Raw genomic sequence first — 22,270 nt, 5'->3', positions numbered from 1 at the left:
CCTTCGCTCCCGATGACGTACCGTAAGGTGCGTCCCGCCGCTCCTCACGGGTTCGTGGCGGTCACGGTATACTGATCGCACGTCGGCGGCGTGCCGTTCTTGCGATACACGCGAACCTTGACGGACACGACCTTCGGGTTGGCGTCACTCCAAGGTCCGGTGGGATTGCCGCTCATGTTGTACTGATAATTCAGCTCCCAGACCGTGGCCCCGGACCCCGTGCCGCCGTCGTTGCAGGTCGCGACTGTGTTGCAGTCGAAGAGCACGTCCATCCCGTACTGGCCACCCGCGTCGTTCACGAGCTGGACCTTCGGCATGTACGCCACGCCGAGCCCCGCGGGCGCGACGAAGTTGAACGTGAGCCAGTCGCTGGCCATCGGCGTCTCGACCTTGCCGATCATGTTCACCGTGCCGCCCTTCGGCACGCTGACCGCGCCCGCGCTCACGCACTGGTTCGCGTACTGATCCGTCGCGCACTCGCAGCCGTTGCCCGGCGCGCCGTCGATGTTCGCGTAGCCGACGTTGCACTGCACGATCTGGCACTGGCCGCCGGTGCACGACCAGCCCGAGACGAACTGCGCGTTCGGGTTCTGCGCGGTGCACGCCGGGTTCGGCTGCATCTCGTCCGTCTGCCCGTTGCAGTTGTTGTCCTTGTTGTCGCAGAGCTCGGTCTGCGATCCCGGCGTGACCTGCGGGTTGCACGAGGAGCTTCCGCCCACGCAGACCGTGGTGCCCGTCGCGCACACGCCGGGGAACGACGTGCCGCAGGGCAAACCGTTCACGAGGGCCGGATCGTCGATCGTGCCGTTGCAGTCGTCGTCCTTGCCGTTGCACGTCTCCTGGATCGTGCCGGGCAGAGGCGCGTTGCAGAGGAGCTGCGGCGCGCCCGCGGGGCACTCGAAGACGCCGAACTGGCAGACGCCGAGCTGACCGGGCTTCGTGCACGGCATGCCGACCTGCGGGATGGCATCGTCGACCATGCCGTCGCAGTCGTCGTCGAGGTTGTTGCACGCCTCGGGGAGCTGGCCGGGGACGACGTTCGGCATGCACTTCGGGCCGTTCACGCCGTCGCACTTGGTCAAACCCGTGCTGCACAGGCCCAGGAAGCCCGTCGTGCACTGCATGCCGCCGCCGGGGTTGCCCTCGTCGGTGTTGCCGTCGCAGTTGTTGTCGAGGCCGTCGCAGATCTCGGGCTGCACGGGCGCAGGCGAGCACTTCACCGCGCCGTTGATGCAGTTCTGCGTGCCCTTCTTGCACTCGCCGAGGCCCGGCGCGACGCACGCGCCGCCGCCGCCCGGGTTGCCGTCGTCGATCGTGCCGTCGCAGCTATCGTCGAGGCCGTTGCACTGCTCGGGCTGCGGCGTGGTGTCCCCGAGACACGGGCCCCACTTCCCGTCCGCGCCGCACGTCTGCGAGCCGGGCTTGCAGAGGCCGACGTTCTCCGTGCCCATCGGGCCCGTGTAGCAGCCCTTCGTCGCGCCCGTGACGCAGTCACACCCTTCGTCGACCTCGGTGTCGCAGTCGTCGTCGAAGCCGTTGCAAGCCTCGGTCGCGGCCGGGACGACCTCACCTTCGCACGGGCCCCACTTGCCGGACGCGTCGCAGGTCCTCGAGCCTTCCTTGCACGCGCCGACGCCCTTCGTGCCGTCGGGGCCCGTGTAACAGGCCTCCTTCACGCCGGTCACGCAATCACAGCCCTCGTCGATCACACCGTCGCAGCTATTGTCGACGCCGTCGCAGACCTCGGTCTGCGGCACGCACATCTGGCCGCCCGAACCACCGGCTCCACCCGCGCCGCCCGCGCCGCCCGCGCCGCCCGCGCCACCGGCACCGCCAACGCCGCCGACGCCGCCTTGGCCGCCCACGCCGCCCACGCCGCCGGCTCCACCCTGGCCACCCACGCCGCCCGTGCCACCCGTGCCCGAGCTGGTCGAGATGCCGCCCGAGGAGGTCACGCTCCCGCCCTCGGCGCAGGACGAACCCGCCGCCGCGCCGACCACGGTCAGAAGCGCCGCGATGGCGATCCGTCGCACCTGCTTGCCCCGCTGCTCGTCACTGGCTTTGACGTTGCTCGCCATTGTCACTCACCGCTCCCAAGCAATGCTTCGGTTGACGCTCGGTGGTTTCGCTCGGACGAGCCGAGACGTTTCCACGAAGTTCTGGTCGGAGGCCGCTCCCAGGGCGCCGGTCGTCCTCGACGAACCCAGCACCTCCGCCTCCGCGATCTCCACCTCGCCGAGGCCCGCGAAGAGCTCGCGCGCCTCCGCGTGGCTCGCCTTCTCGCCCGCGAGCCAGCCCATCCCGAGCCGCGCCGCCTCGGCGATCCCGCGCGCGAGCTGCGGCCGCACGAGCTCCTCCGGCGCGACGATCCGATCCGCCGCGCGCGCCGCGCGGCCAAACCGTGAAGCCCTCGCGAGGTGCACCGCGCGCGCCCCGAGCGCACGCGAGAGCTGCACGATCTCCGCGAGGTGACGGTAGTTCGACCGCGTGATCACCGTGGTCGTCCCGACCTCGATGCCCTCGGCGCGCGCATGCCGCACGCCGAGCGCGGTCTGCTTGAAGCTGCCCGGCGTCTGCGTGTGGTAGTCGTGCATCGGCTCGGTCGAGCCGTGCAGCGAGACGTCGAGCGAGAGCTTGCTCGAAGCCTCACGAAGCGCGCGGGCATAAGCGCGATACGCGAGCCGCCGGCCGTTCGTCTGGACGACGATGCGGCGGGCGCCGCGCTCGTCGAGCGCGCGAATCACCGCCGGAAGATCCTCGACGAGCGTCGGCTCGCCGCCCTGCACGAACACGACGTCGCCCGGCTCGACGTGCAGGCGCCGCGCGAGATCGAGCCCTTCGGCCTCGCGCTCGCGTGGCGAGGAGGAAGCAGACCTCTCCCCTTGCGCGCAGAAGACGCACGCATTGTTGCAGGTCAAACCGAGGGAGAGGACCGCCGCCATGCCGTCAGCCCGGCCCCTCCGCCGGAACGAGGAGCGCGTCGCCGTGCTTCTGGATGCGCTCGGCGTGCGTCAGCAGCCCCGACAGGCGCACCTCGCGCTCGTTCTTCGCGACGATCTGCGCGAGCGTCATGGCCGCGAGCCCCTGCTCCTCCTGCGTGGGCGCCCAGCCGTTGCCGCCGTTCACCACGAAGATCGCGTGCCGCTCCGTCTCCACGGGCGGCCGCTGCGCGAGCGCGGAGTGGTCACGCGCGAGCAATTCGAGGTCAAACGAATGCCCGTCGTCCGTCCGAACCTTGATGCTCACACACCCGTTCACGACGGGATCGATCTGGACGATCGTCCATCGCGCGAGGCGTGATCCCGCGGCGAGCGGATGCAGCAGCTTGGCGACGTTCTCGCGCGTGGGCGCGTCGAGCGGTTTCTCGCTGTGCGCCGCGTCCTTTGCAGCGGGCTTGGTCTCCGGGCGCGCGGAGGCGATCACCGGTGCGGCGAGCACACCGCCCCCCACCACTCCCACGAACAACCGCCGCGATACGTTCCTGCCAGGCATGCCGGAGCCTCCTCCGCTCGCAGGATCTCCGGTCGTCACGGCGGCGTCAATGTTTGCGCGGAGTCCGGATCCACCCGTTTTTGGGACGAGCAAGGAGGGGAACCGGCGACGCGACGCGTCAGCCGACGCGCCGCGCTCAGGCCTTCGTGAACGTGAACGAACCGTCGGCGGCGCGGACGTGCACGATCTGTCCGGGCCCGTAGCCGCCCGCGAGGATCGCCTCGGCGAGCGGGTTTTGCAGCTCTTTCAGGATGGCGCGCTTGAGCGGGCGCGCGCCGAGCGAAGGCTCGTAACCGATGTCGACAAGCAGGTCCTTCGCCGCGTCGTCGAGCTGCACCTTGATCTCGCGATCCGCGAGCAGCCGCTCGAGGCGCCGGAGCTGGATGTCGACGACGCCGCGCAGGTCCTGCTTGGTGAGGGCCTTGAACACGACGATGTCGTCGATCCTGTTCAAGAATTCCGGCCGGAAGAAGGCCTTGAGCTCCTCGAAGAGCACGTCGCGGATCGCGTCGCGCCCGTCTTCCGTGCCGAAGAGTTTTGCGTCCGTCTCCAGGATCCGCTTCGAACCGATGTTCGAGGTCATGATCACGACGGTGTTGGAAAAATCCGCGGTCCTGCCACGACCGTCGGTCAGGCGGCCGTCGTCGAGGATCTGGAGGAGCAGGTTGAAGACGTCCGCGTGCGCCTTCTCGACCTCGTCGAAGAGAAGGACGCTGTAGGGCCTGCGCCGCGCGGCCTCGGTCAAGAAGCCGCCTTGCTCGCTGTCGGCGTAGCCGGGCGGCGCGCCGATGAGGCGCTGCGCCATGTGCCGCTCCATGAACTCGCTCATGTCGAGCCGCGTGAGCGCCTGCTCGTCGTCGAACAAGAACTCGGCGAGGGCCTTGGCGAGCTCGGTCTTGCCGACGCCGCTCGGGCCGAGGAAGAGGAACGAGCCGATGGGCTTGCCCGGATCACGCAGGCCCACGCGGCCGCGGCGCACGGCGCGGGCGATCGCGCGCACGGCCTCGTCCTGGCCGACCACGCGGCGCGCGAGGCGCTCTTCCATCTTGAGCAGCTTCTCCGACTCGCCTTCGAGCATCTTCGCGACCGGGATGCCCGTCCACTCGGCGAGCGTGCCGGCGACGTCGTTCTCCGTGACCATGTTCGAGCCCGCCTCGGCGCCCTCGCGCTTCGCGGCCTGCTCGGCCGTCTCCAGGCGGCGACGGATCTCGGGCAAGGTCACGTGTTCGAGCTCGCCGATGCGCGCGTAGTTCTTCTCGCGCTGCGCAGTCGCGAGCGCCTCGTTCGCGGCCACGAGCTCCTTGCGGATCGACTGCACCGCCGCGACGACGCCGCGCCGCGCCGCGATGGCCGTGCGCAGCTCCTTCGCGCGCGGCTCGACCTCGCCGAGCTCCTTCTCCAGCCGCTGCCGCGCCTGCACGCTCAGCCGATCTTCGTCATCCGCGAGCGCCGCGATCTGCGCCTTGAGCGCGTCCACGCGGCGGCTCAGCGCGTCGACCTCCGCGGGCACGCCGTCGACCTCGACACGCTTGCGAGCGCTCGTCTCGTCGAGGAGATCCACCGCGGTGTCCGGCAGCGCGCGATCGGAGAGGTACCGCTTGGCGAGGCTCACGGCCGAGAGGATCGCGCTCTCGCCGATGCGCACGCGGTGGTGCGCCTCGTACTTCGTGGCGACGCCGCGCAGGATCTCGGTGGCCTGCTCGATCGACGGCGGATCCATGTTCACCACGGCGAAGCGCCGCAGGATCGAAGCATCTCGCTCGTTCAGCTTGCGAATGCCCTCGGGCGTGGTCGTCGCGAGGATGCGGATCTCGCTCCGCGCGAGCAGCGGCTTCAGGAGATCACCCACGCCCGAGCCCTGCACGCCCTGGCCGAAGAGCGCGTCGATGTCCTCGACGACGAGGATGGTCTCGGCGTCCTGCACGCTGCGAAGCTTGTCGACGAGGGCCTTGAGGCGCTGCTCGATCTCGCCGCGGAGCTTCGCGCCCGCGACGAGCGCGCCCGTGTCGAGCTCGTAGAGGCGCGCGCCGGCGAGGTTGCTCGGCACGTCGCCGCGCGCGATGCGATCGCCGAGCCCGCGGATCAGCGCCGACTTGCCGACGCCGGGCTCGCCCACGACGAGCGGATGATTCTTGAAGCGGCGCTCGAGGATCTGTAGCAGCCGCCGCGCCTCGCCGTCGCGACCGATCACCGGATCGAACAGGCCCTTGCGCGCGTCGGCCACGAGGTCGCGCGTGTAGCCGTTCGCGCCTTCGCTCCCCGCCGCGCTCGTGACGCTCGCCGAGGCCTGATCCCGCTGCGCGGGCGCCTTCGCTTCCCCTTCCGCGAGCGCGCCGAGGTGCGGACGGAACGCGCCGGGGCCGATGCTGAACGACGAAAGAATCTCCCCGGCCGGCCCGCGGATCTCCTGCGCGAGCGCGTGCAGGAGGTGCTCGATGCCGACGTTCGGAGACTTGTCCCGCGTGGCCTCGCGCTCGGCCCGACCGAGCAGATCGAGCAATCGGGCGTCCACGTACGAGACGCCGCCCGTCGATTTCGGCTGACGCCTGAGGGCCGCCTCCGCGAGGTTCATCGTCTCGTTCGGATCGGCGCCGGCGCGCCGGAAGACCTCGAGGACGCCGCGATCCCGTTCGAGCAAACGCACGAGCAGGTGCAAAGGCGAGACCTCGGCGTGCTTCCGGTCGTCGGCGAGCGCTTGCGCGCCCGCGACGATTTGCCGGGCATCGTTCGTGAAGCGTTCGAGGTGGATTGTGCCCTCGGTGTCGGCCATGGCACGGGAGGGTAGCGCAGGCGCGTCCTTCCATGGAGAGGCCTTGCGTCCGAACTCGCGCTGCACGACATCGAAACACACCATGCCGGCCGACGTCGCCATCTACACGACCCCCTGGTGCCCCTATTGCCAGCGCGCGAAAGCCTTGCTTTCACGGAAGAACGTGCGTTTCGAGGAGATCGACGTCGACACGCGGCCCGACCTCCGGCGCTGGCTCTCCGAGGCCACGGGCCAGCGCACCGTGCCGCAGGTGTTCATCAACAACCGCCCCGTGGGCGGATTCACGGACGTTTCGACGCTCGATCAAAAGGGCGAGCTCGACACGCTGCTCGGCGAGGCCCCCCCGCCGGACCTGCCGCCGCTGCCGCGATGACGTCGTCGACGATGGGGGCTCCGCTCGGACGAGCCGAGCGCTGCCCCCGTACCCTCGCAGTTTTCTCCGAGATCGTGCACGCCGCGGGGGAGCGGTGATAAGCTCGGTTCGATCGGCCGAAGGTTTCTCTCGTTCGCTCGTCCATGGGGGGACGAGGTCGACCCGGCCTCGATGACCCGCATGTCCGCTGCCGACGCTCCGCTGCCCGACGCCCCGACGAGCGACGGCTCGCTCGTCGGTCGTGACGTGGGCAAGTACAAAGTCCAACGCCTCATCGCCCGAGGCGGCATGGGCGCGGTGTACGAGGCGCTCAACACGAGCATCGGCAAGCGCGTCGCGATGAAGTTCGTCGACCCCGAGCTCGCGCGCAGCGCCGACGCCGTGGCGCGTTTCCAGCGCGAGGCCGCCGCCGCGAGCGCGGTCGAAAGCGCGCACATCGTCACGATCTTCGACTCGGGCGTCACCGACGACGGACAGCCCTTCATCGTGATGGAGCTGCTCCGCGGGGAAGACCTCGGCCACCGGATCAAGCGCCTCGGGCGGCTCGACCTCGAAGCTGCGCTCGACGTGATCGCGCAGCTCCTCCGCGGCCTCTGCCGCGCCCACGAGGCCGGCATCGTTCATCGCGATCTCAAGCCCGACAACGTCTTCCTCGCCGAACGCGACGACCAGACCGACTTCGTCAAGATCCTCGACTTCGGCATCTCCAAGGTGCGACGCACCGGCGGCGTCCCCGAGAAGACGATCACGCGCCAAGGCACGGTGCTCGGCACGCCGTTCTACATGTCGCCCGAGCAATCGCAGGCGCTGCCCGACGTCGACGAGCGCACCGATCTCTGGTCCGTCGGCGCGATCCTCTACGAGTGCCTCACGGGCAGGCCGCCGCACGAGGGGCAGTCGTACGAGCAGGTCATCGTGAACATCTGCACGAAGGCCGCGCCCGACGTGCGCACGTGGAACCCCGAAGTGCCCGAGGCCGTGGCGCGTTTCCTCGTGAAGGCGCTCAAGCGAAACCGGGACAAACGTTTTCCGAATGCCCGCGAGATGCTCGACGCGCTCGGCGCGGCCTCGGGTGGCCTCTTGCCGTCGCGCGCGCTCCGCGTGGGAGATACGGGTTCGCGTTCGTCGCCGGATCTCGCGAAAAACACGCCACGCCCTGCGCAGACGAACGAGGCCGCGACGCGGCCCGCCGAGGAGGTCGGCACGGGCGGACCGTCACGCGTGGGCTGGTCGACGAACAGCGGCGCGAGCGGCGGCAAGGAACGTTCACGCGCGCTCTGGCTGGCCTTGGGCGCAGGCGCCGCGGCGCTCGTGATCGGCGCGGTCGTCTACAGCCGCAGCACGCCGACCCAAGCCGCGCCCGCGTCGCCCGTTCCCACGACGAACACAGCGAGCGAAGCGCGCGTCGAGCCGGCGCCCGGGCCCGCGACGACGAGCGAGGTCACGCCCGCAGCAGCGCCCACGCCGGAGGCGACCGAGACGAAGCCGCCCGAGGGCGAGCCGAAAGAGACGCCTCGAACGACGTCGACCTCGACGAGGAAGACCACGAAGACGGCGAACGCCAAGCCGGAGACCACGCCGCCGCAAACGAGCGTCAAGCCGATGGCAACGGCCAAAGTCCAGGGCGTCGCCCCGCAGCTCAAGCTGAAGGTGGAATGAGCTCGCTCCTCGGTCGATTCAGGCCCCGCGCGGCCCTCGCCCTCACGCTCGCGCTCGCCACGATCGCGAACGGCGCGCTCGCGGCCGGCGACCCGAAGGCCGAGAGCACGCCTCTGCCCGAAGCGTACAAGCAGCACATGGCGAACGGCGTGAAGCTCTACGGCGACGGCAACTTCGCCGCGGCCATCGTCGAGTTCGAGGCCGCCTACGCCGAGCGCCCGCGCGCGAGCCCCCTCGTCAACATCGCGCTCGCCCACAAGAGCCTCTTCCAGTACCCGCAGGCCATCGCCGCCCTCGAGCTCGCGCTCCGCAAGCACGCGGACACGATGGAGCCCGAGGACAAGACCGCCGCCGAGAACGCGATCGCCGAGATGCGCGCGCTCATCGGCTACGTGAAGGTCGAGCTCTCGCCCTCGCACGCGGTGCTGCTCGTCGACGACGAGCCGCAGCCCCCCGGCACCGCGGACAAACCCCTGCCGCTCGGGCCGGGTCGCCACCGCATCGGCGCGCGCGCCGAAGGCTACGAGGACGCCGAGGAGATCGTCACGGTCACGAGCAAGGACCAGGACAAGGTCGTCAAGCTCGCGCTCGTGCCGAACAAGGGATGGGTCGTCGTGAAGACGGACGACCCCGAGATGGCCATCGCGATCGATCAGGTGCCGCTCGCGCTCGGGCAGTGGGCCGGGCTCGTCGAGCCGGGGACGCACCTCGTGCAGATGTACAAGCTCGGCGGCCCCGAGTACGCGTTCCAGGTGCTCGTCGTGGCGGGCAAAGCGCAGGAGGTTCGTCCCGACGTCGGCGGCGTGCCCATCGCCGTGCCGCGCTCGCTGCCGACCCCGCCTCCGCCGCCGCCGAAGATCGCGAAGCCGCCGGAGCCGCCTCTCCGCGGCGCGTACGCGAACGCGACGGGCGGCGTCTTCCTGATGCTCGGCGAAGAAGGCGCGGGCGGCATGGTCGGCGCGCGCCTCGGCTATCGGATCTCCACGCCGATCGGGCTCGAGTTTTTGTTCGACTACGCGAACAACCCCATCGCCACGAAGAGCGGCGACAGCACGGTCCGCCTGAGCTCGGCGCGCTTCGGCGGCGGCGTGCGGCTCATGAGCCCCGGGAGGAAGGCGCGGTTCGTCGCCACGATCGGCGGCGGACTCGCGTACAACTGGCTCGGCAGCGGCGAGAGCCCCGGCGGCGTCGCGTTCATCAACCTCGACACGGGCTTCGAGCTCGACTGGAGCGGCGTCCTGGTCGGTCTCGCGGCGCAGCAGACGCTCCTGCTCGGCGGGACCGACACGGCCGACGTCGAGCTCGCCGATCCTCGCGTGACGCTGGGCATCGGGGCGCGGGTCGGCTTCGGCGCCTGGTGACGCTGTGCGTCGCGGCTGCGGCGCGAGCGATCGGACCCGGGCAAAGGCAGGACGCGATCCTTGTTTTGGCTCGTGCGTGCGCGGCGGTATCCTCCGCGTCCGCCTCGGGAGGGCCCATGTCGAACGAAGCCATCACCAGCCTGCTCAAGGAGACGCGTAGGTTCGATCCGCCGGCCGAGTTTGCCGCGCGCGCGCGCATCGGCTCGCGTGAAGCCTACGACGCGCTCTACCGCGAGAGCCTCGACGATCCGGACACGTTCTGGCGCCGCGAGTCGAAGGACCTCGTCTTCCGCACGCCGTGGACGCAGACGGTCGAGTGGAACCTCCCGCACGCGAAGTGGTTCGAGGGCGCGACGCTCAACGTCTCGGAGAGCTGCCTCGATCGGCACATGTCGACGCCGACGCGAAACAAGGCGGCGATCATCTGGGAAGGCGAGCACGGCGAGACGCGCACGCTGACGTACGCGCAGCTCTACCGCGAGACGGTGCTCTTCGCCGACGCGCTCGCGAAGCTCGGCGTGGAGAAGGGCGACCGCGTGGCGATCTACATGGGCATGGTGCCCGAGGTCGTCGTGGCGATGCTCGCGTGCGCGCGGCTCGGCGCGGTGCATACCGTGATCTTCGGCGGCTTCGCGGCGGACGCGATCCGCGACCGCGTGCACGACAGCCAGGCGAAGGTCGTCATCACGCAGGACGGCGGCTACCGACGCGGCCACGTGCTCGAGCTGAAGTCGACCGTCGACAAGGCGCTCGCGCAGCCGCAGTCGGCGAGCGTGCAGAAGACGGTCGTGCTGCGCCACCTCGGCGGCGAGAAGTGTCCCGTGAGCATGCACGAGGGCCGCGACGTGTGGTGGCACGACATCGTCGATCCGAACGGCCACGCGAAGCGCGAGGCCACGATCGTCGAGGCCGAGCACCCGCTGTTCATCCTCTACACCTCGGGCTCCACGGGCAAACCGAAGGGCGTGCTGCACACGACCGCGGGGTATCTCGTCGGCGCGCACGTCACGACGAAGTACGTCTTCGATCTGCGTGACGACGACGTCTACTGGTGCACGGCCGACGTCGGTTGGGTGACCGGGCACAGCTACATCGTCTACGGCCCGCTCTCGAACGGCGCGACGTGCCTGCTCTACGAAGGCGCGCCGAACTTCCCCGACTGGGGCCGCTTCTGGCGCCTCATCGAGCGGCACGGCGTGACCATCCTCTACACCGCGCCGACCGCGATCCGCGCCTTCATGCGCCAGGGCGACGACTGGCCGAAGAAGAGTGATCTCTCGAGCCTGCGCCTGCTCGGCTCCGTCGGCGAGCCGATCAACCCCGAGGCGTGGATCTGGTACCACAAGAACATCGGCGGCGAGCGTTGCCCCATCGTCGACACGTGGTGGCAAACGGAGACGGGCTCGATCCTCATGACGACCTTGCCCGGCGCGGCGTCGGCGAAGCCCGGATCGACGGGCCTGCCGATGTTCGGCGTGGTGCCGGACGTCGTGACCAAGGACGGCAAGAGCGTCGGCGCGAACGAGGGCGGCATGCTCGTCCTCCGACAGCCGTGGCCCTCGATCCTGCGCACCGTGTGGGGCGACGACGAGCGCTTCCGCAAGCAGTACTTCAGCGACGTCGAGGGCTGTTACTTCACGGGCGACGGCGCGCGCCGCGACGAGGACGGTTATTACTGGGTCGTCGGCCGCATCGACGATGTCCTGAACGTCGCGGGACATCGCATCGGCACCGCGGAGATCGAGAGCACGCTCGTCTCGCACCCGGCCGTGGCCGAGGCGGCCGCGGTCGGTCGGCCGGACGACCTCAAGGGCCAGGCGCTCGTGGTCTTCGTCTCGCTCCGGCCTGGATTCGCTGCGGGTCCCGAGCTCGCGGCCACGCTCGCGAACCACGTCGGCCAGGAGATTGGCAAGTTCGCCCGGCCCGATCAGGTCCGCTTCGCCGACGCGCTGCCGAAGACGAGGAGCGGCAAGATCATGCGGCGCCTCTTGAAGGACGTGGCCACGGGGCGCGAGACCACCGGCGACACCTCGACCCTCGAAGACCTCAGCGTGCTCGCCAAGCTCCGCTCGAACGAGGAGTAAGACTCCCCCCCGGAAGCCGCGTCCGCGGTTCTCTTTCCGATCCAGCGCGACCCGCGGTACCCTTTGGGGCATGCGGTCCGCGCTGACGCGTTCGTTCTCCGCGATCACGGCTCTCGCCATGCTAGCCGCTGCATGCCCCGCGCTCGCGCAGGGCAAAGGCGCCGGCAAGAAGCCCCCGGCCGAGCCCGCGGCGCCCGAGGATCCGAAGCTCGTCGAAGCGAAGAAGCACATGGAGGCGGGCGCGGCCTTCTACAACGATCCCTCCGGCCACAAGTGCGAGGAGGCGTATCGCGAGTTCAAGAAGGCCTTCGAGCTCTCGGGCTCGATGAACGCGGTCAAGGGCATGGGCCTCTGCGCGATGGAGCTCGAGCGCGACGGCGAGGCGATCTCCCTGCTCGAAAAATTCCTCGAAGCGAAGGGCGATCAGCTCGACCCCGCGGACAAGCAGCAGATGGAGACGGACCTCAAGGCGCTAAGGTCCGCGGTCGCGTGGGTGACGCTGAAGTCGGATCGTCCGGGCGTGACCATCACGGACGTGCGCACGCCGGCGCGCGGCTTTCCGATCACGAACCGCTACACGATCGGCCTCACCGGCACGCGCATCGGCATCCACCCCGGCTCGCACGAGTTCAAGGCCAGCGTCGACGGCGCGCCCGATCAGGTCTGGAAGGTCGACATCACGAACGGCGGCAAGTACGACCGCGAGTTCGAGTTCGACAAGGGCAAACCCGTGACGGCCGAGGGTTTTACCGAGAAGGACCTGCAGGGCGGCGGCGAGGACAAACCCGCGGAAGAGCCCTCGCGGCCCGTGCCGATCACGGTGTTCGTCGTGGGCGGGGCGGCGATCGCCGCGGGCCTCGCGGGCGCGGTGGTCGGCGGCGTGCTCGCGACGGGCGCGAAGGCCGACTACGACGCGTCGAACGGCAAAGCGAACACCGCATCGGAGCGCGCGGTCCTCGAGGACATGCGCTCGAAGGTCGTCACGCTGAACGCGGTCGCGGACGTGTGCTTCGGTCTGGCCGCGGCGGGCGCGGTGGCGGCGACGGTCCTCTTCGTCATGCGGCCCGAGAAGAAGCCGACCGAGCCGCCGAAGGAGTCGTTCGCCTTCGCTCCATGGGCCACACCGCAGGGCGGCGGCATGATGGCCGTCGGGACGTTCTAGTCCGAAGGGACGAGGCGCGCGTTTGGAGATCGAAGCCGGCACCCTCATCGCGAATCGCTACCGCGTGATCCGCCCGCTCGGGCGCGGCGGGATGGGCGAGGTGTTCGCCGCGGAGAACACGCGCACCGGACGCCCGGTGGCGATCAAGGTGCTGCACGCCGACGCGAAGGCGAAGCACTCGGCCGTCGAACGCTTCCGGCGCGAGGCGCGCGCGGCGGGCTCGATCAACAGCGACTACGTGACGCAGGTCCTCGACGTCGAGGAGGACGCGAACTTCGGCATCGTGCTCGTCTTCGAGCTGCTCGAAGGCGAGAGCCTCATCGATCGGCTGAAGCGCACCGGGCCGATCCACTTCGACGAGCTCTACGTCATCATCGAGCAGGTCTGGATGGGCCTCGCGGACGCGCACCGCGTGAAGATCATCCACCGCGACCTCAAGCCCTCGAACGTCTTTTTGGAGCGCCGCCCCGACGGCTCCACGCGGGTAAAGATCCTCGACTTCGGCATCTCGAAGCTGCCGAAGGAGATGGAGGGCGAGACGCTCACCGAGATGGGCCAGAGCCTCGGGACGTTCTCGTTCATGCCGCCCGAGCAGATCGGCAAGGCGAAGATGGTCGACGAGCGCGCGGACATCTACGCGTGCACGACGATGATCTACCAGTCGCTCACGGGGCAGCTCCCCTACCTCGCGAAGAACGTGCTCGTGATGGTGGAGATGAAGGCGAAGGCGCCGCCGCGAAGGATCGGCGACGCGATGGATGGCCCCATCGATCCAAGGCTCGAATCGTTCGTCGCGCGAGGGCTCGCGCGTGATCCGGACCAGCGGTTCCAGACGGCAACGGAGGCGCTCGCCGCGTGGCGCGAGCTCTCCCCGCGTTCCTCGGGCGCGCCGTACGTGCAGCCGAACGCGCTCGGAACGGCGCACACGCAGCCCGCGCCGCAGACGGCCGTGTCGATGTCGCGCACGCCCTCGCACACGCCGCCGTCGATGGGCGGCGGTCCACGCGGGACGTTCCCGTACGACGTGACGCGCCAGGAGCCGCACATCCGTCGCCCCGAGCCTCCGCCGATCGAGGCGGAGAACACGACCGACGACGCGGCCGCGACGCTCGCGATGCCGATCGCGCGGCTCATGCCGAACCAGAACGGCGGAGGCCCGCAGTGGCCGCCGCTGCCGCAGCCGTCGGGGTCGAGCGCGGCGCGGCCGAGCCCCTCGGGATATGGTTCGACCTCCAACAGTTACCCGGGCCTGTCGAGCTCGGGCACGTACGGCGTGGTGCAGCCCCCCGTGCCCGCGTCGCAGAACATGCCGCCGGGCTACGGCTCGCCGATGCAGACGCCGATGCCGAACGCGACGTACCCGGAGGCCTCGCGGTCCTACGGGCAGCAATCGATGAGCGTGCCGGCGCAGCAGCCCGCGTGGCAGCAGCAGACGGGCATGCAGCCCATCGCGACCAGCACCCCGCAGCCCGAGCCGCGCCGCATGTGGCCCTTCCTGCTCGGCGGTGTTCTGTTCGCGCTGATCGGCTTCGGCATCGTCGCGGCGATCATGCTCTCGACGGGCAAGTGATCCCCGCGCGCATCGCGCGCACAAAAAGCTTCACGCGCCGTGGGCGCGGCGCGTGAAACGTCGATCGGACTTCGCCTTCGCTCAGAGCGTCCAGCGGACGAGGACGCACGTGACGTTGTCCGGTCCGCCGTTCTCGTTGGCGCGCTCGATGAGCTTCGCCGTCGCGGTCTTGATGTCGCTGTGGCGCGAGAGGATGTCGGCGATCTCGGGGTCGCTCACCGGACCGGAGAGGCCGTCGGAGCAGAGCAGGTAGGTGTCGTTGACGGCGGGCACCTCGAAGCGCGTGTCGACCTTCACGGTCTCCTTCATCCCGAGCGCGCGCACGATGACGTTCTTGTGCGGGAAGTTCGCGATCTCCTCGGGCGTGAGGCGCTTCATCTTGATGTAGTCGTTGAGCAGCGAGTGGTCCTCGGTGAGGCACTCGAGCTTGCCGTCGCGATGCCGGTAGACACGGCTGTCACCGACGTGCGCGATGTACACGCCGTCGTTCGCCGTGAAGATGCCGACGAACGTCGTCCCCATGCCGCGCTTCTTCGACTCGCGCTGCGCGGTCTCGTAGATGCGCAGGTTCGCGAGCTTGATGCCCGTGATGAGGCGGTTCTCCTCGTAGCCCTTCGTGCGGTCCATCTTGTAGGGCCACGTGCGCTCGGGATCCTCCTGCGTCTGCGCGAAGAATTCTTGCATCGCATCGACGGCCATCTTCGAGGCGACCTCGCCCGATGCATGACCACCCATGCCGTCGGCCACGATGAAGAGGCCGTACTCCGCCATGATCGCGAAGTTGTCTTCGTTGTGATTACGCTTGCGGCCGACGTTCGTCTCGCCGGCGACCTCGATGCGGAGCTGTTGAGCCACGGTTCACCGAATGTGGGGGACGGAGCGGCTCGCCTTTTCTCGTTCCCGATGGGGAGCCGAGAGCCGCGTCGTCATGGTCGGGATCGTTCGGCGGGGTGTCAACGAAGATCCCGCGAGCAGGTCGTCGCAGGCTCGTTTCCACGGGGATCAGATGGGATCGATCTTACCTCCTGCGCTCGAGCACGTCCGCTCTCGGGCGGGCTTGCGTGGGGGGCGCTGCATCGCCGAGCGTCGGCAGCTCGGCCGGGTGCGCCGGCGGCGCCTTGGGTGCGGCGCGCGGATCGGGCGCCTGACGGAGCACGACCGTCACCTGACGATACTTGCCCTGGCCGAACACCGTGAGCGGGACTTTCTCGCCGACCGCGTGCGTCCGGATGACCTCCGCGAGCTGCTCGGGGCTCGTGACGGGCACGCCGTCGACGGCGACGATCATGTCGCTGACGGAGGCATCGCCGCCCTTGAGCTTGGCCTCGGCCGCGGGGCTGTCCGGGGCGATGCTCTGCACACGGACGCCCTTGGCGAACATGCCGACCTCGGACGAACCCTGGATGCCGAGCCACGCCGCGGGCGCGACCGCGGTCGGCGGGACCGTGCGCAAGAAGGAGCGGATCGCGCTCATCGGGATGCCGAACGCGACAGGGGTGCAGGGGCGACCTTCGTTCGGGGAGCAGCCGCGGCCGAGGAGGGCGACAACGCGCCCGTCCTCGTCGATGATCGGCGCGCCGAGGTCGAGCGGCGAGACACGCGAGCCGAGCTCGAAGGCGTTCGCGAGCGTGGCGTCGTCGGCGCCGAGGAGGTTTTTCCGGCCGCGGATCACCGTCTGCGCGACCGTGGGTTTGCCCTTCTGGCCCATCGTGAAGCCGCGGATGGTCGCGTCGGTGCGGAGCGGGTCGCGCGTGGAGGCGACGAGCCCTTCGGTCCAGCGGCCCGACTGCGGGACGAGGAGCGCGAGGTCCCAGGTGCGATCGTGGTGGCCGAGCTTGACGCGAGCGACGGAGCCATCGGCGAAGCGCGCTTCGAGATCGTTGCCCGAGCCGAGCGGCGAGAGCGCGGCGAGGATGCGGCCGTCACCGGCGAGCGCGACGCCGAGCGAGATGGGCTGGCCGGCGCGCTCGATCGCCACGACGCCGCGGAGCGCCTTCTCCTCGACGGAGGGCTCCTTCTTGGCGTTGGGATCGGCGGGCGCGTTCGGATCCGCGGCGGGCGTGGCCGCGGGCGGGATGGCCGCGGGCGGAGCGGCTTGCGGCGCGGGCAATTGCGGCGGCGGAGCGATGCGGCGCGGCGGCGCGTTCGGCTGAGGCCGCGCGACCGGCGGAGGCGCGTCGACATCGGCCGGGGCGACCACCGGCGCGGCTTGCGCGAAGACCGCGGTGGGGGCCATGAGCGCGAGGACGGCGAGGCAACCCGCCATCGACCAGCGTTGACGATTCTTCACGCCGGAGGTGTGACCGAACGCGGGGGACTTTTCGGGCGAGGCGGGGAAATTCGTCATGGGAGGCGCTCCTCGAAGCTCGTCGGCGAGATCGGCGCTCGCGCGATGATGTAGCGTGGACGGGGGCGCTGCAAAGGTCGCGCCGTGGGCGGCTGGGCTGCCGGCAGGAGCCGGCGATCTCGATCGATCCTACCACGGCGAGGGGCTGGGCGCCTCGGGTCCACGCGAGGTCGTTGGACGGGGATTTGGGGAGATCGCTTCGGTCGCGGTCACAAAAGAGGAGCTCCGAGCAACATGGCAGGCGAAGAGGCAACCATGGCCCCGGGTCTGGCACGTGCAGAGATGAAGGAAGGCCGATCGCACGCCGAGGAGGCGCGCGACATCGAGGAGCTCATCGCGGAGGGCAACCATCGCGAGGCGCTCGCGCGGTGCGCCCGGGTTTATGCAGTGCCGATCGGTCGGCTTTGCATGGCCTTCACGGGCTCGCAGGCGGACAGCGAGGAGCTCGTGCAAGAGACCTTGCTGGCCGCGTACGACGCGTTCCCGACATACCGGGCGGAAGGAAGCGTGCGGGCGTTCCTGTTCGGGATCGCGCGTCGCATCTGCGGTCGGTTTTCCGAGACGCAGGCGCGGCAGAAGGCGCGGCTCCGGCTGGTGCACGACACGTCGTCGGGGCGCGCGGACGCCGGCGAGCTCGCGCTGGAGAAGGAGAGAGCGTGTCGCGCGCGTGAGGCGCTCTCGAAGCTCAAGCCGAGTGAGCGGGAGGCCTTGGTGCTTCGGTACGACGCGGGGCTCAGCTTCCGAGAGGTGGCCCAGGCGTGCGGGATCGACGAGGCGGCGGCGCGGAAACGCGTGAGCCGCGCGCTCGGGAAGATGCGGGCGGAGATCGGCGAGGAGTGAAGCGATGAGCACGAGCGAGACGAACGTGGGTGGGCTCTGCCGCGAGGTCGAGGAGCGAATCGCCGAGGTGCTGGATGGTTCGGCGCCGAAGGAGCTCTTCGAGCACATCGCCGACTGCGACGCGTGCCGCGACCTCAAGTACGACGCGGAGCGCGCAGCGGAGTTCGTGGGGCACGCGGGCGGCGACTTTCGCGCGGACGCGGGCTTCATGGACAAGGTGCTCGCGCGGCTCGACGTGGAGAACCTGAAGCCACCGGCCGGCGTGGCGCCGAAGAGCGTCGAGGCCGCGGTGTCGGCGCCGCGCACGACGAAGAGCGTGATCGCCGAGGATCGAGTTTCCGAGCCGGTGGCGACGGACATCGCGACGGCGAAGACCGAGGTCGCGACCGAGCCGCCGCGGACGCGGACGAACACGTTGGTGTCCAAAGTTTCGGAGGGCGGGCTCGGGTCGACGCAGCCTTCGGAGACGGTGAACGACGAGGTCAAGGCGGCGCAGCCCGCGCAGGCGATCACGGGGCGTGAAGCGCCGCGCTCGCGCGAGCCCGAGGCGAAGAGCGGGGCGACGGGAGCCGCGCGCACGGCGCCGCCGCGGACGACGAAAGGGAGCGAGGGGGGCAAGGTCGTCTCGCTCTTTCGCCGCCCGAAGTTCGTCGCGGGGCTCCTCGGCGCGATGGCCGCGGCGGCGGCCGCAGGGTTCTACCTGAAGAGCCCGAAGCAAGGACCGGAGGAGCTCCGGTTCGAAGCCGCGTGGTCGGGGAAGATCGACTCGATCTCGCGCGCGTCCGCCGACAAGGAAGGCGGGCTCGAAGCGTGTGATGCGAACGGTGCGTGCAAGCCGGTGAAGCCGGGATGGGCGTGGACGAACGGCACGACGCTGCGCACGGACGCGCGCACGCGGGCGTACGTGTCGCTCGCGGATGGCTCGCAGCTCGCGCTCGATCGAGGCTCGTCGGTCTCGCTCGAGGGCGGCAAGGTGCGTCAGGCGAAGCTCGTGGAGGGAACGATCGTCGCGGACGTGGCGAGCCTGAAGCACGGGCCGTCGGCGAAGATCAGCGTCGATGGCGGCGAGGTCGAGGTGGTCGGCACGAAGCTCGTCATGACGGCCAGCAAGGGCCGCGCGAGCGTCGAGGTTGCGCGGGGCGCAGTGCTCGTGCATTCGGCGGCGTCGGGCAAGCCGGTCGCCGTGCGCGCGGGCGAGGAGGCGACGATCGAGAAGGGTCGCGAGCCGCTCGTGGCGAGCACGTCGAGCGTCGCGGACTCGCTCGAATGGAGCGATCGATCGCCGGAGGAGCTCGACGCGCCGGTGCTGCGCGGGCTCGGCGAGCTGCGGGCGCGCAAGCCCGGACAGACCACGGAGAAGGACCACGCGGTGCGGCTCGCGAAGCACGCGGTGAAGGTGCGCATTGTGGACGTCGTGGCGCGGACCGAGGTCGACGAGACGTTCACGAACGACACGGACGAGGAGCTCGAAGGCATCTTCCGGTTCCCGCTGCCGCCGGGCGCGCAGATCGAAAAACTCGCGCTCGAGGTGGACGGCAAGATGATGGAGGGCGCGTTCGTCGACCGCGACAAAGGCGCGGCGATCTGGCGCGGCGTCATCCAGAACGCGGCGCCGAAGACGCCGAAGCCGCGCGAGGAGATCATCTGGGTGCCGGGGCCGTGGCGCGATCCGGCGCTGCTCGAGTGGCAGCGTGGTGGTCGGTTTGAGCTCAAAATTTTCCCGATCCCGAAGCGCGGTTCGCGGCGCGTGGTGCTGACGTACACGCAGACGGTGGACCAGTCGGCGGGCGTCCGGCGCTTCACCTACCCGCTCGCGCACGATCCGAGCGGGACGACGAAGATCGACGCGTTCGACCTCGACCTGCAGGTGCTCGGTCACGACAAGGAGTTCGGCGTGCAGACGCGCGGCTACGAGCTCGCGCCCTCGGGCGGCGACGCATCGGCCGAGCGGCGCACGATGAGCGCGACGGGCTTCGTCCCGGCCGGTGATCTGACGGTCGAGTACGCGCTCCCGGATCGGGATCGCGAGGCGACGGCGTGGGCGTACCGCATGGATTCGACGAGCGCGCCGCTGCCGGAGGAGCCGAAGGACGGGCCGGCCGCGACGAAGGCAAAGACGACGGAGGAGAAGGACGCGGCCGCGGCCGCGCGCGCCATCGCGTTCGATTCGTCGCCGTACGTGGCGATCGCGCTCCGGCCGAAGCTGCCGCGATGGCAGGAGGCGAAGGAGCGCGTGCACGCGATCGTCGTGGACACGAGCCGGTCGATGGTGGGCGAGCGTTTCGCGCGGGCGACGCGGCTCGCTTCGACGATCGTGCGCGAGATGGATCGGCGCGACTCGTTCGTGCTGCTCGCATGCGACACGGTGTGCCGACCGATGACGCAGGACGGACGCAGCGGTTTGCCCACGCCGATCGCGCCGGGCTCCGCGTCGGCAGGCGAGGTGGAGCGCTTCCTCGGGAGCGTCGAGCCGGACGGCGGCAGCGACATGGCCGCAGCCGTGAGCGCGGCGCGGAGCGCGGCAGGTTCGCTCGGCGGCAAGGAGCTTCGGATCGTGTACCTCGGCGACGGCACGCCGACCGTGGGCCCGACGCGGCCGTCGCACATCGAGGCGGCGGTGCGCAGCTCGCTGCCGGGCAGCGATGGATCGGTCGTGGCCGTGGCGATGGGCGCCGACGCGGATTTGACGTCGCTCGCGGCGCTCGCGCGCGGCGGCGGCGGCGTGGTGGTCCCGTACGTGCCCGGGCAGAAGGTCTCGTCCGCGGCCCTCGACGTGCTCTCCGCGGCGTACGGCGTGACGCTGCGGGATCCGGAGATCGAGCTTCCGGCAGGGCTCACGCAGGTGACGCCCGCGCGGCTCGATCCGATCCGCGCCGGCGGCGAGACGTTCGTCGTGGCGCGCATGTCGAGCGGCGACGCGATCGAAGGGGCGGTCCGGCTGCGCGGCCGCGTCGCGAGCGAGCGGTTCGAGCAGACGTACCCGCTCAAGATCCTCGCGACGTCGAGCGCGGGCAACGCGTTCGTGCCGCGGCTCTACGCCGCCGCGAAGATCGCGGAGCTCGAGAACACGGGCGGCGCGGCGAGCAAGCTCGCGGCGATCGAGCTGTCGAAGCGCTTCGCGGTCGCGAGCCGCTTCACCTCGCTGCTCGTGCTGGAGAGCGAGGCGATGATGAACGCGTTTGGCCTCGAACGAACGCGCGTCGCGCCGACGTTCACGGGCGAGGTGCTCGCGCAGAGCTCGAACGCGGACGCCGAAGGCGAAGAGAAGGCCGCCGACGAGGCGAAGGAAGAGGCCGAGGCCAGCGCGGAGCTCGACACGCGGGGCCCTGAGCCGTCGAAGAAGGGCGGGGCGAGCGCACCCGCCGCTGCCGCGGCCCCGTTCGATGCGTTCGATGACTCCGCAGCGGCGCCTCCGCCGCCTGCCGCGCCCGCGGCGACCGCGACGGCGGCGCCGACGCCAAAGCCCGCGCCGAGGGCCATCAGCGGCGAAGGCTGGGGCGGGGGCGGCCGGGGAGACAGCGGCATCGGCAGGCCCGGCTGGCGAGACCAACGCCCGTCGCAACGGCTGGTTCCGATGCGTCGAATCTTTGAGCGCAAAGGATCGTTCGAGGCGCTGAACACGCTCGCGTCGCAGAACGCCTCGAAGCTGCTCGCCGCCGAGAGCGCGCTCGCGAGCACGCCCGACAGCCGCGACAAGACCGTGGACCTCTTCGCGCTCTACGCGACGGCGGGTCGGCTCGGCGAGGCGCAGGAGCTCACGGCGAAGTGGAGCGGGCGCGACGCGCTCGATCCGGATGCGCTCACGGCGCGCGCGGATCTCGCGGCGCGGCAGGGCGATCGGGAGCGCGCGATCCGGATCCTCGGCGGCCTCGCGGACGTTCGTCCGGGCGATCGCGCCACGCAGACGCGGCTCGCGAAGATGCACGAGGCTTCGGGCAACCAGGCCCTCGCCTGCGAGCACCGCATCGCGCTCGCGGACATGGCGCCCGGCGAGGCGAAGCTCGTCGCGGACGCGGTGCGCTGCGCGAACACGCTCGGCATGACGGAGCTCGCGAGCCTGCTCAAGCTCGACGCGAGCGAGACGGTGCGCGCCTCGATCGACAAACTCCTCGCGCTGCCTGGGCCCCCGCCCTCGTCCTTGCTCACCGGCGACATTCAGGTCTCGGCCGAGTGGACGGGCGGCGTGGACCTCGACATCGGGCTCATCGACGCGCAGGGCCGCCGCACCTCGTGGCTCGGCTCGCCTGGCAAGGCGCTCCTCAGCGCGCGGGACGTGACGAGCACGCGGACCGAGGCGCTTGGCCTCGTGAACACGCCTTCGGGCAGCTACGTGGTCGAGATCGCCCGCGCGTCGGGCGCGGATCAGAACATCCCGGTGCGCGGCGAGCTGACCCTCAAGCTCGCGGGCGAGACGCGGAAGGTGCCCTTCGTGCTCACGGGTCCGCGCGCGGAGGTCGGGACGATGCGGGTGTTCTTCACCTCCCGGCTGGTCCCGGTCACGGACGTGCCCTTCAATCCCTGGGGTCCGTGAAACGGCCAGGCCCCCCGGAGCGCGCATCGACCGGGGGGCTTCCCATGGACTTCGGGCCGGAAGTGGGGCATTCCCTCCCCA

At 70.3% G+C, this 22,270-nt stretch carries 14 protein-coding genes; 8 read left to right on the top strand and 6 right to left on the bottom strand.

Annotated elements, in window-relative coordinates:
* Nucleotides 1-44: 44 nt before the first annotated feature.
* From QHF84_RS38685 to QHF84_RS38670, 4 genes are all read right to left on the bottom strand, one after another.
* Entirely contained in the window at nucleotides 45-2,078 is a 2,034-nt protein-coding gene (locus tag QHF84_RS38685; protein ID WP_281318575.1) for a MopE-related protein, read from the bottom strand.
* A gap of 6 nt (nucleotides 2,079-2,084) precedes the next feature.
* Complete coding sequence (locus QHF84_RS38680) at nucleotides 2,085-2,942, bottom strand: radical SAM protein (protein WP_281318574.1); 858 nt, start codon at nucleotides 2,940-2,942, stop codon at nucleotides 2,085-2,087.
* A 4-nt stretch (nucleotides 2,943-2,946) separates the two neighbouring features.
* Nucleotides 2,947-3,492, bottom strand: coding sequence for a hypothetical protein (locus QHF84_RS38675; protein ID WP_281318573.1), 546 nt, complete (start codon nucleotides 3,490-3,492; stop codon nucleotides 2,947-2,949).
* A 136-nt stretch (nucleotides 3,493-3,628) separates the two neighbouring features.
* Complete coding sequence (locus QHF84_RS38670; RefSeq protein ID WP_281318572.1) at nucleotides 3,629-6,262, bottom strand: AAA family ATPase; 2,634 nt, start codon at nucleotides 6,260-6,262, stop codon at nucleotides 3,629-3,631.
* Nucleotides 6,263-6,344: 82 nt separating this feature from the next.
* Between QHF84_RS38670 and grxC the strand changes: the two genes are divergently transcribed.
* The 6 genes from grxC (at nucleotide 6,345) to QHF84_RS38640 (ending at nucleotide 14,471) form a co-directional block, all read left to right on the top strand.
* Entirely contained in the window at nucleotides 6,345-6,635 is a 291-nt protein-coding gene (grxC, locus tag QHF84_RS38665; RefSeq protein WP_281318571.1) for a glutaredoxin 3, read from the top strand.
* 180 nt (nucleotides 6,636-6,815) lie between these two features.
* Nucleotides 6,816-8,294 (top strand): serine/threonine-protein kinase, encoded by a 1,479-nt coding sequence (locus tag QHF84_RS38660; protein ID WP_281318570.1) that lies wholly within the window; start codon nucleotides 6,816-6,818, stop codon nucleotides 8,292-8,294.
* Complete coding sequence (locus tag QHF84_RS38655; protein WP_281318569.1) at nucleotides 8,291-9,655, top strand: hypothetical protein; 1,365 nt, start codon at nucleotides 8,291-8,293, stop codon at nucleotides 9,653-9,655. The genes QHF84_RS38660 and QHF84_RS38655 overlap by 4 nt, the downstream gene beginning before the upstream one ends.
* A 116-nt stretch (nucleotides 9,656-9,771) precedes the next feature.
* Nucleotides 9,772-11,739, top strand: coding sequence for an acetate--CoA ligase (acs, locus tag QHF84_RS38650; protein WP_281318568.1), 1,968 nt, complete (start codon nucleotides 9,772-9,774; stop codon nucleotides 11,737-11,739).
* Between the two features lie 118 nt (nucleotides 11,740-11,857).
* Nucleotides 11,858-12,901, top strand: coding sequence for a hypothetical protein (locus QHF84_RS38645; protein ID WP_281318567.1), 1,044 nt, complete (start codon nucleotides 11,858-11,860; stop codon nucleotides 12,899-12,901).
* A gap of 22 nt (nucleotides 12,902-12,923) precedes the next feature.
* Nucleotides 12,924-14,471 carry a serine/threonine-protein kinase gene (locus QHF84_RS38640; protein ID WP_281318566.1) on the top strand — a complete coding sequence of 516 codons (1,548 nt, stop codon included), beginning with the start codon at nucleotides 12,924-12,926 and terminating at the stop codon, nucleotides 14,469-14,471.
* An 81-nt stretch (nucleotides 14,472-14,552) separates the two neighbouring features.
* On the opposite strand, the gene QHF84_RS38635 is transcribed toward QHF84_RS38640, so the two are convergent.
* Complete coding sequence (locus tag QHF84_RS38635) at nucleotides 14,553-15,326, bottom strand: Stp1/IreP family PP2C-type Ser/Thr phosphatase (protein ID WP_281318565.1); 774 nt, start codon at nucleotides 15,324-15,326, stop codon at nucleotides 14,553-14,555.
* A gap of 163 nt (nucleotides 15,327-15,489) precedes the next feature.
* Nucleotides 15,490-16,818: a PDZ domain-containing protein gene (locus QHF84_RS38630; RefSeq protein WP_281318564.1), complete on the bottom strand. Its 1,329-nt coding sequence runs from the start codon at nucleotides 16,816-16,818 to the stop codon at nucleotides 15,490-15,492.
* Between the two features lie 255 nt (nucleotides 16,819-17,073).
* Here QHF84_RS38630 and QHF84_RS38625 point away from each other — a divergent pair, with 255 nt between their 5' ends.
* Together QHF84_RS38625 and QHF84_RS38620 are read left to right on the top strand one after the other, a co-directional pair.
* On the top strand, nucleotides 17,074-17,658 hold the full coding sequence (locus QHF84_RS38625; protein ID WP_281318563.1) for a sigma-70 family RNA polymerase sigma factor: 585 nt from the start codon (nucleotides 17,074-17,076) through the stop codon (nucleotides 17,656-17,658).
* Nucleotides 17,659-17,662: 4 nt separating this feature from the next.
* Nucleotides 17,663-22,189: a VIT domain-containing protein gene (locus tag QHF84_RS38620; protein WP_281318562.1), complete on the top strand. Its 4,527-nt coding sequence runs from the start codon at nucleotides 17,663-17,665 to the stop codon at nucleotides 22,187-22,189.
* Nucleotides 22,190-22,270 lie beyond the last annotated feature (81 nt).

The sequence above is a fragment of the Polyangium sp. y55x31 genome, assembly GCF_029946505.1.
Classification (GTDB): domain Bacteria; phylum Myxococcota_A; class Polyangia; order Polyangiales; family Polyangiaceae; genus Polyangium.
This window is presented reverse-complemented; position numbering and strand designations above follow the sequence as displayed.

Excerpts from the sequence above, each read along its gene's own strand:
- grxC (WP_281318571.1), top strand. The coding sequence starts at position 6,345 with ATGCCGGCCGACGTCGCCATCTACACGACCCCCTGGTGCCCCTATTGC.
- acs (WP_281318568.1), top strand. The coding sequence starts at position 9,772 with ATGTCGAACGAAGCCATCACCAGCCTGCTCAAGGAGACGCGTAGGTTC.
- QHF84_RS38630 (WP_281318564.1), bottom strand. The coding sequence starts at position 16,818 with ATGACGAATTTCCCCGCCTCGCCCGAAAAGTCCCCCGCGTTCGGTCAC.
- QHF84_RS38670 (WP_281318572.1), bottom strand. The coding sequence starts at position 6,262 with ATGGCCGACACCGAGGGCACAATCCACCTCGAACGCTTCACGAACGAT.
- QHF84_RS38655 (WP_281318569.1), top strand. The coding sequence starts at position 8,291 with ATGAGCTCGCTCCTCGGTCGATTCAGGCCCCGCGCGGCCCTCGCCCTC.
- QHF84_RS38625 (WP_281318563.1), top strand. The coding sequence starts at position 17,074 with ATGGCCCCGGGTCTGGCACGTGCAGAGATGAAGGAAGGCCGATCGCAC.
- QHF84_RS38680 (WP_281318574.1), bottom strand. The coding sequence starts at position 2,942 with ATGGCGGCGGTCCTCTCCCTCGGTTTGACCTGCAACAATGCGTGCGTC.
- QHF84_RS38660 (WP_281318570.1), top strand. The coding sequence starts at position 6,816 with ATGTCCGCTGCCGACGCTCCGCTGCCCGACGCCCCGACGAGCGACGGC.
- QHF84_RS38675 (WP_281318573.1), bottom strand. The coding sequence starts at position 3,492 with ATGCCTGGCAGGAACGTATCGCGGCGGTTGTTCGTGGGAGTGGTGGGG.
- QHF84_RS38685 (WP_281318575.1), bottom strand. The coding sequence starts at position 2,078 with ATGGCGAGCAACGTCAAAGCCAGTGACGAGCAGCGGGGCAAGCAGGTG.
- QHF84_RS38645 (WP_281318567.1), top strand. The coding sequence starts at position 11,858 with ATGCTAGCCGCTGCATGCCCCGCGCTCGCGCAGGGCAAAGGCGCCGGC.
- QHF84_RS38620 (WP_281318562.1), top strand. The coding sequence starts at position 17,663 with ATGAGCACGAGCGAGACGAACGTGGGTGGGCTCTGCCGCGAGGTCGAG.